Source organism: Azorhizobium sp. AG788, from assembly GCF_004364705.1.
GTDB classification, from domain to species: Bacteria; Pseudomonadota; Alphaproteobacteria; order Rhizobiales; family Xanthobacteraceae; genus Azorhizobium; species Azorhizobium caulinodans.
Window position 1 is genome coordinate 363,758 of the sequence record NZ_SOBM01000005.1, and the last position, 13,223, is coordinate 376,980.

The following is a 13,223-nucleotide window of genomic DNA, read 5'->3' on the forward strand; positions in this document are numbered from 1 at the left end:
CGCCGCCGCATGGTCTTTGCCAGTGACAGTTTCATCTTCCTCTTCCTGCCGGTCTTCCTCGCGACCTATGCGCTGGCGCCCGCCGCCTGGCGCAATCTCGTCATCCTCGCCTTTTCCTGGACCTTCTACGCCTGGTGGCGGCTCGACTTCCTGCCGCTCATCGTCTCCATCGCGGTCTGGTCCTGGCTCACCGGCCTGTGGATCGCCGCGCGTCCGCCGGAGCGGCGGCGCCTGCCGCTGATCGTCGCCATCCTGTGGCCGCTGCTGGCGCTGGTGTGGTTCAAGTACGCCAACCTGTTCGCGGAGACGGCGCTCTCCCTCGGCGCCCCCCTCACCGGCTGGCAGGCCATCGTGCTGCCCATCGGTCTGTCCTTCTTCGTCTTCGGTGCCATCTCCTATTCGGTGGACGTAGCCCGCGGGACGGTGAAGGCCGAACCCTCCTTCATCAATTACGCCACCTACCAGTCCATGTTCGGCCACCTCGTTGCCGGTCCGGTGGTGCGCTATGAATGGGTGGCCGAGCGGCTGAAGGCGCGCGCCTTCGACCGGCACGAGTTCGCACTGGGCGTCGAGCGCTTCATGCTCGGGTTCGCCCAGAAAGTGCTGCTGGCGGACACGCTGGCGCCGCTGGTGGATGCAGGCTTCTCGCTGTCGAACCCGTCCGCTGCGGACGTCGGCCTCTCGGTCCTCGCCTATGCACTCCAGCTGTATTTCGATTTCGCCGGCTACAGCTCCATGGCCATCGGCCTCGGGCTCATGGTGGGCCTGAAATTCCACGAAAATTTCGACAATCCCTACCTGTCCTTCTCCATCACCGAATTCTGGCGGCGCTGGCACATCAGCCTGTCCACGTGGCTGCGCGACTATCTCTACATCCCCCTCGGCGGCAGCCGCGCCGGGCTGGCGCGCTCCTGCGTGAACGTCATGATCACCATGGGCCTCGGCGGCCTCTGGCATGGCGCGAGCTGGACCTTTCTCGTGTGGGGGCTGTGGCACGGTATCGGCCTCGTGTGGGTGCGCCTGTGGCGTGCCGTGGGCCTTCCCGTCCCGCCGGTACTCGTCGGCCACGTCGCCACCTTGCTGTTCGTGCTGTTCGGCTGGCTGCTGTTCCGCGCCCAGACCTGGGCCGAGTTCGGCGTGATGCTTCACGGTCTGTCCGGAGCCAACGGCTGGGGGCTCTCCGACGCGCTCGGCGCCGCGCTGCGACCGACGCACCTGCTCACCATCGCGCTGGGGATCGCGCTCGTTTACGTACCGCTCGCCGGTCGGGCTTCGCCGCAATTGGCTGCTAAGGGACGTTGGCTGACGTCCTGGACGGCCCTGCCGCTGTGGCTGGCCGCCGTCTGGGTGCTCCAGGGCCGCACGGTCGTTCCCTTCCTGTATTTCCAGTTCTGAGGAGGCGCGGATGAGGGACCATCGCATCGTCGCCGCCTTCCTCTTCCTCGCCTGCTGCGTCGGCGGGCTGGTCTCGGTGGCCGCCCACCTTTCAGGGCCGGCGGGGCGCGCCGTGGTGGATCGCTTCAGCTGGCAGGGCATCCTCACCGGCAGCTTTGCTGCCGCCTTCGACCGCGACGTTGCCGCCGGAGCGCCGGAGAGCGCCGCGCTGAACGGCTTTGTGGATGGAGCCACATACGCCCTCCTGAAGGATGCGGGCGCGCAGGTGCGCGCCGGCTGCCCCGGCTGGCTGTTTCTCGCCGAAGAGACCCTGGAGGTGAAAGGCGGAGCGGCCAACCTTGCTGCGCGGGCCCGGATGGCGGGGATGATCGCGGCGGATCTTGCCCGGCGCGGGATCACGCTCGTGGTCCTGCCGGTGCCGGACAAGGTGGCCATGACGCCGGAGACATCCTGCGCCCTCTCTGTTTCGTCGCAGGCCCGTGACCGGCTCGCGGCATGGCACGCGCGCACGGCAAGTCTCGCGCTCAATGAAATCGACCTGACGGCCGGCTGGCCGACGCCCGGCTTCCTGCGCACCGACACCCACTGGGATGTTTCCGGGGCCGCGTTTGCGGCCGCGCGCGTGGCTGCTGTCGTGCGTCGCCTCGACAGTGACGGAAAGACCCAGGTGACGCTCACCGAAGGGCCGGACCATCTGCGGCCCGGAGACCTGATGCGCCTCGCCAACCTGACGCGGACCGCCTCCTGGTTCGGCCCCGCGCCGGACACCGTGCGGGACGTCAGTGCGGATATTGCCCGTTCCGGCGGCCTGCTGGACGATACCCCCGCACCTGACACCGTGCTTGCGGGCTCGTCCTATTCCCTCAATTCCGGTTTCCTTGAATCGCTTCAACACGCGCTGCAAAGGGAAGTGGTCCAGCGCAGCGAGGCTGGGGGCGGCTTTTCCGGCGCGCTGCTGGCCCTGCTCGACAAGGGGCCGGAGGCCCTGAAGCCGGTGAAGCTGGTGATATGGGAATGGCCCGCCCGCTCCCTCACGCTTCCGCTCACTGCGGCGGAGCGCCGCTACATGGAGATCCATGCCCATGACTGACACGTTGAACCGCCGCACTGTCCTCAGCCTCGCCGCCGCATTCGCCGGCGCGAGCCTGCTGGCACCGGCCGCCAGGGCGCAGGAAAACGTGATCATCATGGGCAAGAATGGCTGGCTGTTTCCCGGCTGGGAGAGCCTGACGGATGCGGACAAGCCGGGTATCGAGGGAGTGATCGGGCTCATCAAGGATGCACGCGACCGGCTCAATGCCCGAAACATCAAGCTCATCACCATGGTAGTGCCGCTGAAGGCCAGCTTCTATCAGGACCGTCTGCCCGACGGCACGCGCCTGACGCCTGACGTCGGCGCGCGCTACGACTTCGTCCTCTCCCAGCTTAAGGCCGCAGGTGTCGATACCGTTGATCTGCGTCCGGTGCTCAAGAGCGTGGAGACGGGCCGGCAGACGGCCTTCTACCGCGCCGATTACCATTGGACCGCCTGGTCTGCCGAGGCGGCGGCGGACGAGGTCGCCAAGGTCATCAAGGCCGGCGTCAGACTGTCCGGCAGCGCCGGCACGGGAGACAAGCTCGGCGAGTGGGTCACCCAGCGCAACATGGGAGATCTCGCCCAGCGCTTCCTTTCGCCGGAGCAGCAGAAGCAGGTCGGTCCCGACCTCTACACGGTACGGACGCCTCCGGAGGCCAAGAAGACCCTGCTGGACGCCGCGCCCGCCCCCGTCCATGTGGTGGGCAACAGTTTCGTGCAGCCCTACCTCGGCTTCCCGCAGCGCCTCTCGAACGATCTCGACAGGCCCGTGTCGCTCACCTGGAATCCCGGCAACGTGGGGCCCTGGTTCACCTTCCTGCAATATGTGACTTCGCCGGATTTCGCCAAGCAGCCGCCGCAGGTCGTCGTCTGGCAGTTCAACGAGGGGGCGTTCCATAGCGGCCCGGCCGCCGGCGCACAGTGGGATGCCACATCCCTGATGCAGCCTCAGGTCTGGCGTGACCGCATGGCGGCCGCCATCGGCAAGTGAGGGCGCCCAAAGTCTTTCGGATCCGTAAATATCCGGGCGTGTCATCTGTCCTGCGCAGGTGATGGAAAAGTAAAAAGCCAAGGCCCGAGTTAACCTTAACTGCCGTTTAACCTGACTGGGCGACGGTAGCGCCATGACGAGCGCTACCGAGTTTCCCAAGCCGCATGTTCCCGCTGCCGGGACGATGAGAACGATGCGGCGCCTGTCCCTCGCGGCTATGCTGATCGCAACGGTCAGCGTGACCGCGTTGAGCATTCACACACCCGCATTGGCGCAGGAAGCCCCGTTGACGGGCCCCGCATGGGAAGCTGCGGACAAGGCTTATGCCGCATACCGGGCGAAGGACTACACGACTGCCGCGGATCAGGCCCGCGAGGCGCTGAAATTCCGGCCCGACGTGGCCCGGCTCTGGCTGTTGCTGATGGATGCGCTGGAGGCTCAGGACAAGGTGGCCGACGCCATGGCCGCCGCTAGGGCGGCATCGGCCGCGGGCATCAAGGATGAAAGCCTCACCGCGCGCGCGCGAAGCATGAGCCGCGTGCTCGCGCAGGCGCCCTCGCTCGCCGCCAACAAGGCGCTCGAAGCACGCGACCCCAAACGGGCGCAGGCGGAGATCCGCAAGGCCATTGAGCTGGTGCCGGACGACCTATCCTATCGCGTGCTGCTGGTCTATGCGCTCCTCGCCGACGATCAGCTCGATGCCGCCGAACAGGCGGCGACCGCCGCCATCAAGGTGGATCCGCAGGCCTTCCTGCCGCAGATCCTGCGGGGCTATATCCGCGAGCGCCTGGGGCGCATCTCGGAGGCCGAGCAGGATTTCGATCGTGCATTGAAGGACGAGGTGTTGACGGGTACGGCCGCCCGCGACGCCCGCATCGTCATCGCCGATGCAGCCATCGCCGCAGGACGGCCCCGGCGTGCGCTTTCCGTGCTCGAGCCGCTCGGCAACACGCAGGATGGCGCCGTCACGGCGCGCCGCGATGTCGCCAACGCCCAGATCGCCAATCCCAGCGTCGTGCCGCGTGATGCCAACCGGACGATGCCGGTGCCCTACCAGAGCTGCCGCGACACGCCTTACGGACCCGTCTGTCAGCTGGTGCCGGCAACCACGCCGCCCGGGCTGAGCGGCGTGACGAGCCCTGCCTACAAGGCCGCGGAGGACGCCTACGAGGCCTATGGCAAAGGCGACGACAAGCTCGCAGAGGCCAAGATCCGGGAGGCGCTACAGGCGTTTCCCAACAACACCGCCTGGCGGCGCCTGCTGATCGACGTGCTGGAACGCTCGAAGCAGTATGAGGCGCTGGATGCGGCCATTGCGCAGGCCGTGGCTGCCGGCGATACGGATTCCTCGCTGCTCGGCCGTCGCGCCTCGGCGCAGACGGAGCTCGGCGAGCCGCTTGCCGACCAGGCGATCAAGGAACTGTCGCGTCGCAACGCGAAGGCGGCTGCGGATCTCGCGCAGAAGGCGGTCTCGCGCGCGCCCAACACGATGAACTACCGCCTGCTGCTGATCTCCGCCCTCATGGCTTCGGGCCAGAGCAAAGCGGCGCTCGCGGCGGCCAATGATGCGGTGAAGCAGGACGAGACCGACGCGCTGGCCCGCATGCTGCGCGGTTTCCTGCTGCAACAGAATGGCAACCGGACGGAAGCCGCCGCAGACTTCGAGCGGGCGCTCCAGTCCAACGTTCTGACCGACACCGAAATCCTGAACTATCGCCTCATCGCCGGCAACGCCGCGCTGGCGGCGGGCCAGCCCGATCAGGCGCTGGCGTTGCTCAAGCCGATCGAAGGCGAGAAGAACGCCGACGTTGCCGACCAGCGCAAGCTGGCTGAGCAGATGCAGGCCAATCCGCGCCGTGCCAGACCCGCACTGATCACGCCTTCGACCCTGTGCCAGTCCACCAATTACGGGATCATCTGCTCGGTCTATTACGGCGGCACGGGAGGCGGCCTCGGCGGCCCCGGAATGCCGGGTTACGAGGACGCAACCGCCGGCTTCCGGGCCATGGGCGTCAAGGACTATGCTGCAGCCGCCGCGGCCGCGCGGCGGGCGCTGGCGTCCGATCCCGGCAACGCCAACTACCGCATGCTGCTGCTGAGCGCGCTCGCAGGCCAGGGCAAGCTCGCCGAGGCGGAGGCAACCGCCACCGCCATTCTCGCCCGTGATCCGCGCGACGGGGCCGTACTGCTCCAGCGCGGCTATCTCCGGTCGCGGATGCAGAACTATCCGGGCGCGATGGCGGACTTCGCCGCCGCCCTCGCCTCCGGCCGCCTCAAAGGCACGGAGGTCCGCAACGCCCGCCTCGCCTATGTGGATGCGCTCCTCGGTGCCAAGCAGCCGGAGCGGGCGCTCGAGCAGCTCGCGGCCTTCGGGAGCGATGCCAGCTACGACGTCGCCGCACGCCGCGCCTTCGCCCTGCAGGCGCTGGGGCGCCACGAGGAAGCACTCGCCGCCTTCGATGCGACCTATCTCCGCGCCCGTTCGCCCGCCGACCGGCTGGCCATGCTCCGCGGCGGAATCGCAGAACTGGTCGATCTTGGGCGAAGTGCCGAAGCCAAGGCGCGCTTCGAGGCCGCCTACGCCAGCGGCGAGTTGAAGGGCCTGTCGACCCTCGACATGGCCTATCTGGCGAGCCAGGCCGGGGACCGTCAACTCGCGTGGCGGTATTTTCACGAGGCCGAGGAACAGGGCGGATTGCGCCGCGGTCCCGGCCTCATGGACGCGGCCTATGCGGCAAAGGCCAGCTTCCAGAATGAAGACGCCAAGCGTCTGTTCATGCGAGCCATCGACTCGGCGAACAGCGGCGAGTTCAAGACCTCCTCCCAGACCGTCTACGGCCTGCGCCGGGAAGTGTCCGAACTCGACCGAACCTGGGGCGCCTATGTCTCCGCCAGCTACGGTGCGGTTGGTGTTGCCCCCTCCTCCCCCCTGGCTCCCCCCCCGAACGGAGGACACACGATCCAGGGCGGCGCGGAAATCTACTGGCGCCCACCGGGCATCGGCTATCAGAACGGCGCCATCTTCGAGGTCTTTGCCCGTGGCTTCCAGACCTGGTACGCGGAAAACGGCTCCAGCACCGGCTGGGACACGACGCAAGGCAGCGTGGGCGTGCGCTGGAAGCCCTTCGCAACGCAGAACCTCGTCCTGGAATCCGCCTATCTCTTTCCCATCGGGGCGCTCGCCCGCGAGGATTGGCTGCTTCGCGCGGCCTATTCGCTGGGCGAGGGCACCGACCTGCGGGTGGACGTCTCCGAATGGAACTACTGGCAGGCCTATGTGGAGGGCGACTATTACGTTTCCCAGCCCGAGCGCATCGGCCTCTTCGAGGCACGCTGGGGCCGCGCCTATCGCGCGGACGCCATCAGCCGCAACCTCATGGTCACGCCCTTCCTCGCCATAGGCGGGGGCTATGACACGGCCTATGCCACGCCATTCACCCTCGGCGCCGGCCCCGGCCTCAACATCAGGTACTGGTTCCGGGAGGACGTGTATCACGCCCCCATGTCCTACTTCGATCTGACGTTCCAATACCGTTTCAAACTCGCCGGCGACGACCGTGGCGAAGGCCTGTTCGCCGGAGCGGTGGTGTCTTACTGAGTCACCCGATGATTTCGATGGGACGACATTATTGGGTGTAGGTGGTGTCCGTGACCGGCCACGCCTGCGATTGAGCTGGACTCGAGGCTGAGGTTCGTCAGAAAGGTATCATTACGCTCCCAGCCCACGCTTTGATAGCCAAGGCGAGAGCAGATCTTGGCGCATACATCCCACAGGCCGAATATGGGCGAGAGTCCGCACGGACCACCCAAAGGGGCATGCCTGGGCGCGTCGGGACGGCGTCAACCGCCTTGAATTGTCGCGGCCGATCGGCTCTGATGAATGCTTGTGTCGCCTCGCGACGTTCCGTGCCCCTGTCACCGCCATGGACATCCGGCTCGATCCCATCAAGCATGCCGAGCGCGTCACCGGCCGCCGCCAGTCCGCCTTGATCGACCTCTGGTCCAGCGGCGGCTTTGCAGCGGCCCTGAGCGAGGTGAACGGCCCCCACGTCTATGCCTATGGCGACCTGCCCTGCCCGACCGTCGCCATCACGCTCTACGACGTGCGCCGGCATGTGCTGATGGAGAACGGCAGCGTGCGCCGCGATGGCAGCGTGCAGGCGGGCCGCTTCCGCATCGGCGTACCGGGACGCGATGTCCTTGTTGATGCCGTGCCCGCGGTCAACAGCGGCAAGCTGCTGATCCTCTATCTGGGCGATACCCTGCTGGACGAGATCGGTGCCGCACGCTGTGGCCGCCGGGTCGAGCTGATGGACCGTGCCTGGGACGTGGACGATCCCCTGCTGATGCTGGCCTCGCAGCGCATCGTTGAGGCATGCGCCGAGGCCGCCTCCGGTCGATCCCTACTGGCGGAACAGCTGGCTTATACGCTCGCCCTCCATGTTTCGGACCGGTATGCCGTGCCGCTCGCGGCCAGACGCGCGCCCGAGGTGCCGGAGCTTGATTCCCGCTTCGGCCAGCGGGTGATTGACCGCGTGCGCAGCGATCCCGGTGCCGACATCACGCTCGCCATGCTGGCGCAGGAGGCGGGCCTGACGCCGTCGGGCTTCATCCGCGCCTTCCGCCGCGCCACCGGCCTCACGCCGCACCGCTTCATCCTGGAGGAACGGGTCCGCATCGCACAGGAACTGCTCGCGGATACCGCGCTTCCCATTGCAGAGGTCGCGCTGGCCGCTGGCTTCTCGTCTCAGTCCCATCTCGGGGCCACCTTCCGCACGCTTGCGGGAGAGAGCCCGGGCCGCTGGCGGCAGCTGCGGCAGCGGTCACTTTTCTGACAAAGGCGGCCCCAAGCAGGGCCCATGCGGCCTGTTTTCCGGAAGACGCCGCCGCCGAGATCATCCCACTCTCCCGCCAAACGCCGCGCTGAACGGCGATCAAGGGAGGCACAGATGTCATCGACCACCAATGCGGCGGCAACGGCCGCGGATACCAGCCTGACCGGCTTCTACCGGGACATGACCCTGCCGGAACGCCGCACCTTCTGGGCCTGCGCCACCGGCTGGGCGCTCGATGGCATGGACTTCATGATCTATCCGCTGGTGATTGGCACAATCATCAAGCTGTGGAACGTGGATGCGGGCGCCGCCGGCCTCGCCGGCACCGTGACCCTGCTGGCCTCTGCGCTCGGTGGCTGGGGCGCCGGCTATCTGGCGGACCGCATCGGCCGTGTGCGCACGCTTCAGTTCACCATCCTCTGGTTCTCTTTCTTCTCCCTGCTTTGCGCCTTCGCGCAGAATTTTGAGCAGCTCCTGATCTGTCGCGCCCTGCTCGGCATCGGCTTTGGCGGCGAATGGGCGGCTGGAGCGGTGCTGATGGGCGAGACCATCCGGGCGCAGTATCGCGGCCGTGCCGTGGGATCGGTGCAGTCCGGCTGGGCCATCGGCTGGGGCGCCGCCGTGCTGGCGCAGGCGGCCCTGTTCTCGCTGCTGCCGGCAGAGGAAGCGTGGCGCTGGATGTTCGGCATCGGTGCGCTGCCGGCGCTGCTGGTCCTCTACCTGCGCAGCTACGTGAAGGAGCCCGAGGTCTCGGCCCAGACCATCAAGCGCGGGCAAACCTCCGGCGACCGGCCCTCCATCCTCGAGATCTTCCGGGGTCCGATCCTGAAGGTGACCGTCCTCGCCTCGCTGGTGGCCACCGGCTGCCAGGGCGGCTATTACGCCATCACCTTCTGGGTGCCTCGCTTCCTCACCACCGAACGGCATCTGTCCATCGTCAGCTCCACCGGTTATCTGGCGGCCCTGATCGTCGGCTCGTTCGCGGGCTATCTGGTCGGCGCCTGGTTCTCGGACCGCTTCGGCCGCCGCAGCCTGTTCCTCGTGTTCTCGCTCGGCGCCATGGCCGTGGTGCTCGCCTATACCCAGCTGCCGCTGTCGAACGAAATCCTCTGGGTGCTGGGCTTCCCGCTGGGCTTCTTCGCCTCCGGCTATTTTTCCGGCATGGGCGCATTCCTGACGGAGCTCTATCCCACCCGGCTGCGCGGCTCGGGCCAGGGCTTCTGCTACAACTTCGGCCGCGGCATCGGAGCGCTGTTCCCGTTCCTCGTCGGCTATCTCTCGCAGACCACCTCGCTGGCCAACGCCATTTGCATCTTCGCGATGGTGGCCTATGTGGTGTTCTTCCTGGCCGCCTATGGCCTGCCCGAGACGCGCGGCAAGGTGTTGCACGCCGATGCATGACATGACGCCGGAAACCAGCGCCGCCCCGGTCTGTCCGGGGCCGGCGCCCGATCCCCACGGCCCCACCCGATACGCGGTGCCGCCGGGGGCCGTTGATTGCCACGCCCATGTCATCGGCCTGCCGCCGGCCTATCCATTCGTGCCCCAGCGCAGCTACACGCCGCCTGAAGCCACCGCCGAGCAGTATCTGGCCATGCTCGATGGCACCGGCATGACCTATGGCGTTCTGGTGCAGGTGAGCGTCCATGGGGTGGACAATCGCCTGATGCTGAACACGCTGCGCGCGAACCGGCAGCGCCTCCGCGGCATTGCCGTCATTCCGCTTGGCCTGGCGGATCGCGAATTGGCGGCAATGAAGGAGGCCGGCGTGTGCGGCCTGCGGCTCAACGTGCTGTATGGCGGCGGCATCGGCTTTGACGCGCTGGGCTCCTATGCCGCCCTTGCCAGGGAAATGGGCTGGCACCTCCAGTTTCTGGTCGATGCCGCTGACCTGACGCCGATCGCTCCGCAACTCGGCCAGTTGCCGGTGCCCTATGTGATCGACCACTGGGGGCATTTCCCGGTGTCGCGCGGGCTCGAGGATCCCGGCTTCCAGACCATGCTGGCGCTGCTGCGCGACGGCGGCTGGGTGAAGCTGTCCGGTGCCTATCGCAACAGTGTCTCCGGCCCGCCTTATGCGGACACCATCCCCTTCGCCCGGCGCATTCACGAGGCCGCCCCCGACCGCTGCGTCTGGGGCTCCGACTGGCCCAATGTCGCCAACTGGGGGCCGATGATGAACATCGGCGAACTGCTCGACCTGATGGCCGATTGGGTGCCCGATCCTGTTGCCCGCGATCGGGTGTTTACCGCCAACGCGCAGCGCCTCTACGGCTTCCCACCGGGCGCGGGTGTTGGCGGCGCCGCCTGAGCAGAGCTCAACTCTGAGCCATCCGAGCGGCCTCTCTTACGGCGGCGCACTGGCTAAGCCGTTGCCTGCTCAGCAAGAAGATTGGACGCTTATTGCCGGTGGCTGCGGGTGGCTGGATCGAGCCCACGCTCCCCACGTCTTCGACCACATCGGCCAGCACCAGTGGATGGTCAGGCATTCACTCCGACGCGGCCGTTAAACGCCTCAATCGAGGCCCTGTCGGCCGGCTCGCCGCGGAGAAGCGAGCATTACTCTTCCCATGGGCCCAAAGACGGCCGCGGAAGACGCATTCCGAGCCTTCCCGCGACGCTTTGGGGCTCATTGCGCGGTGGAAGCCTAGCTCGTGGGAGATCCTGCAGGGTCTTTTCTGATCGACCAACCAGCCGTCCCGTCACAACAGCATCTGCAGGCTCCGTAGCCATAGCGCTCACGCGCCTCGCGGAGGCTGAGAGAGGGTATCGTCACGCGAGGACACAGCAGCATGCTTGACCAGCACAAATGGCGGCATGATCCAGATGAAACGGCTCCAGCGAGAACAGCGCGGTTGAACGTTATGGGCGGCACCGCAGCCGTTTGACGGTAAAAATACACCTTATGCGAGAATCCATCACGCCTTCGCGTTCAATTGACGTTTATGCTACTTTGAAGGGAATAAGCCCAATTTCAGTTGTCATTTTCGATTGTTATGGGGGGGATTTAAGTCATGAAGTGCCCTCCGGTGCCTCCCCACGAGAAGGAGCGGCTCGCCGCTCTGGACAGCTACCGCCTCTCTGGTGAAATGCCTGTTGCGGACCTCTCCCCGCTCGTCGAGATGGCTCTGCACGTCTTCAAGGTCCCCATGGCAGCGGTGAACATGATCGGTTCCGATCACGTCTTCTTCGCTGCCAGTGCGGGTTTCGGTGCAGTGGATAAGCGCAGGGAGGTTTCCTTTTGTGCCCACACCATCCTTCAGGGCAAGGTGATGGTTGTGCCGGATGCAGAGCAGGACGAGCGTTTCCACGACAACCCGCTTGTTACCGGCGCAGCCGGAATTCGCTTTTATGCGGGGGCGCCCCTTTTGTCGGGGGATGGTCATGCCATTGGCGCTCTTTGCATTCTGGACACGTTTCCGCGCGTTGGATTTGCTTCCGAAGAGCGTGAACGTCTGAGCCAACTGGCGCATGTCGTCATGGACAGGCTGGAGATCCGCCGCATTGGCGACCTTGCTTCAAGGCGCGGAAATGAGATCCACGTCCGTGCCGTTGATCCTGAGCAGCTTTCCCTCCTCGCCAGCACCGATGCGCTCACAGGTCTGGCAAATCGCCGCCAATTCTATCGGGCGGTAGAGGCGACCCTGCTCTGCGGGCATCCCTGTGCTGTCCTGATGCTCGACATCGACGGTTTCAAGGACATCAACAATATCCTGGGGCCGGAGGCGGCGGACGACGTCCTGAAAGCGATCGCCGGACTGCTGTCCGCAGAGACCACGGCTGGCGCTACCGTTGCACGCGTTGGTGGCGACGAATTTGCCGTGGTCCTTGAAGGTCTTTCCGAAGCCATGGCGGAGTCGTTCGCTCGCGTGCTCCTCTCCAAGATCACGAGCCTTCATCCTCTTGTCGGTGAGGATGTCACGATCAGTGCCAGCTGCGGAATTGCCTTCTCACCCCACGACACGAAGGCAGCGGCGGAGTTGATCGGTGATGCGGACCTCGCGCTCCATGCTGCCAAGATCAGTCGCAACGCAAGCATCGCGCTCTACTCGCCCGCGCTGCGGAATGAAGCCCTGGATCGGCGGTTGTCCAGCCTGGACCTGCATCGAGCCGTGTCCAACGGAGAGCTTCGGCTGTTCTACCAACCTCAGGTGCGTCTTGACGACGGGGCCCTGGTCGGCGCGGAGGCGCTGATCCGCTGGCTTCACCCCAGCCGAGGTCTCCTCCCGCCTGCGGTGTTTCTGCCCTCGCTGGACGCTGGCCCCCTGGCATCCGTGGTGGGGCGCTGGGTGATCGAGGAAGGTTGTGCCCAGGCCGCGCGGTGGCGGCGGTCTGGTGCGGGGGGCTTCCGCATGGCCGTCAACCTTTTCGCTTCGCAGGTTCGCAGCGGTGACCTGCCGAAGCAGGTCGAAGACGCCCTGGACCGCCACAGCCTCCCACCGGAAGCGCTGGAACTGGAAATCACCGAGAACATCGTACTATCGAACGATGCCATCGCGCTGGACGCCCTGACGGAGCTCCGGGCGATGGGCGTTGGCATTGCGTTTGACGATTTCGGCACCGGCTTCGCCTCTCTCAGCCTGCTGACGCGTTATCCGGTGAACTGCATCAAGATCGATCGCAGCTTCGTCCAAGCCATGCTTCGCTCACCTCGCGAAGCGGCTGTCGTCTCTTCGATCCTTCAGATGGGGCGGGCGCTGGAAATAGACGTCATAGCCGAGGGCATTGAGACCGAGGAAGAACGCTCCTACCTCGCCGATCGCGCCTGCCCGGAAGGACAGGGATATCTGTTCGGAAGGCCCATGCCGGCGCAGGAATTCGAGGCCCTGCTTCTCAGCCCCAGTCGCTGACGCGCGCGAAGATTCCTGCCAGCCAGAACGGTGGTCCAGGACCATTTCTTGGACCACGTCCCATGCCGGCAGGACGG

The 13,223-nt window shown here is 66.2% G+C and carries 8 protein-coding genes; all 8 read left to right on the plus strand.

Going from position 1 to position 13,223, the window contains the following annotated elements:
• Positions 1–9 precede the first annotated feature (9 nt).
• The 8 genes from DFO45_RS15185 to DFO45_RS15220 all read left to right on the plus strand — a co-directional run bounded on the left by DFO45_RS15185 (position 10) and on the right by DFO45_RS15220 (position 13,146).
• Complete coding sequence (locus DFO45_RS15185) at positions 10–1,395, plus strand: MBOAT family O-acyltransferase (protein WP_133865527.1); 1,386 nt, start codon at positions 10–12, stop codon at positions 1,393–1,395.
• A gap of 10 nt (positions 1,396–1,405) precedes the next feature.
• Positions 1,406–2,485: a hypothetical protein gene (locus tag DFO45_RS15190; protein WP_133865528.1), complete on the plus strand. Its 1,080-nt coding sequence runs from the start codon at positions 1,406–1,408 to the stop codon at positions 2,483–2,485.
• Entirely contained in the window at positions 2,478–3,461 is a 984-nt protein-coding gene (locus DFO45_RS15195; RefSeq protein ID WP_133865529.1) for a twin-arginine translocation pathway signal, read from the plus strand. Before DFO45_RS15190 ends, DFO45_RS15195 begins: the two co-directional genes overlap by 8 nt.
• 286 nt (positions 3,462–3,747) lie before the next feature.
• Positions 3,748–7,059 carry a bacteriophage N4 adsorption protein A gene (locus DFO45_RS15200; RefSeq protein ID WP_166657147.1) on the plus strand — a complete coding sequence of 1,104 codons (3,312 nt, stop codon included), beginning with the start codon at positions 3,748–3,750 and terminating at the stop codon, positions 7,057–7,059.
• Between the two features lie 325 nt (positions 7,060–7,384).
• The gene (locus DFO45_RS15205) at positions 7,385–8,296 is read left to right on the plus strand and encodes an AraC family transcriptional regulator (protein ID WP_244421729.1); all 912 of its coding nucleotides are present in this window, start codon (positions 7,385–7,387) and stop codon (positions 8,294–8,296) included.
• 114 nt (positions 8,297–8,410) lie between these two features.
• Positions 8,411–9,697 (plus strand): MFS transporter, encoded by a 1,287-nt coding sequence (locus tag DFO45_RS15210; RefSeq protein ID WP_133865531.1) that lies wholly within the window; start codon positions 8,411–8,413, stop codon positions 9,695–9,697.
• Positions 9,690–10,607: an amidohydrolase family protein gene (locus DFO45_RS15215; RefSeq protein ID WP_133865532.1), complete on the plus strand. Its 918-nt coding sequence runs from the start codon at positions 9,690–9,692 to the stop codon at positions 10,605–10,607. Before DFO45_RS15210 ends, DFO45_RS15215 begins: the two co-directional genes overlap by 8 nt.
• Before the next feature lie 703 nt (positions 10,608–11,310).
• The gene (locus DFO45_RS15220; RefSeq protein WP_133865533.1) at positions 11,311–13,146 is read left to right on the plus strand and encodes a sensor domain-containing phosphodiesterase; all 1,836 of its coding nucleotides are present in this window, start codon (positions 11,311–11,313) and stop codon (positions 13,144–13,146) included.
• Positions 13,147–13,223 lie beyond the last annotated feature (77 nt).

Coding starts and splice junctions, on each gene's coding strand:
- DFO45_RS15205 (WP_244421729.1), top strand. CDS start 7,385: ATGGACATCCGGCTCGATCCCATCAAGCATGCCGAGCGCGTCACCGGC.
- DFO45_RS15220 (WP_133865533.1), top strand. CDS start 11,311: ATGAAGTGCCCTCCGGTGCCTCCCCACGAGAAGGAGCGGCTCGCCGCT.
- DFO45_RS15185 (WP_133865527.1), top strand. CDS start 10: ATGGTCTTTGCCAGTGACAGTTTCATCTTCCTCTTCCTGCCGGTCTTC.
- DFO45_RS15215 (WP_133865532.1), top strand. CDS start 9,690: ATGCATGACATGACGCCGGAAACCAGCGCCGCCCCGGTCTGTCCGGGG.
- DFO45_RS15210 (WP_133865531.1), top strand. CDS start 8,411: ATGTCATCGACCACCAATGCGGCGGCAACGGCCGCGGATACCAGCCTG.
- DFO45_RS15195 (WP_133865529.1), top strand. CDS start 2,478: ATGACTGACACGTTGAACCGCCGCACTGTCCTCAGCCTCGCCGCCGCA.
- DFO45_RS15190 (WP_133865528.1), top strand. CDS start 1,406: ATGAGGGACCATCGCATCGTCGCCGCCTTCCTCTTCCTCGCCTGCTGC.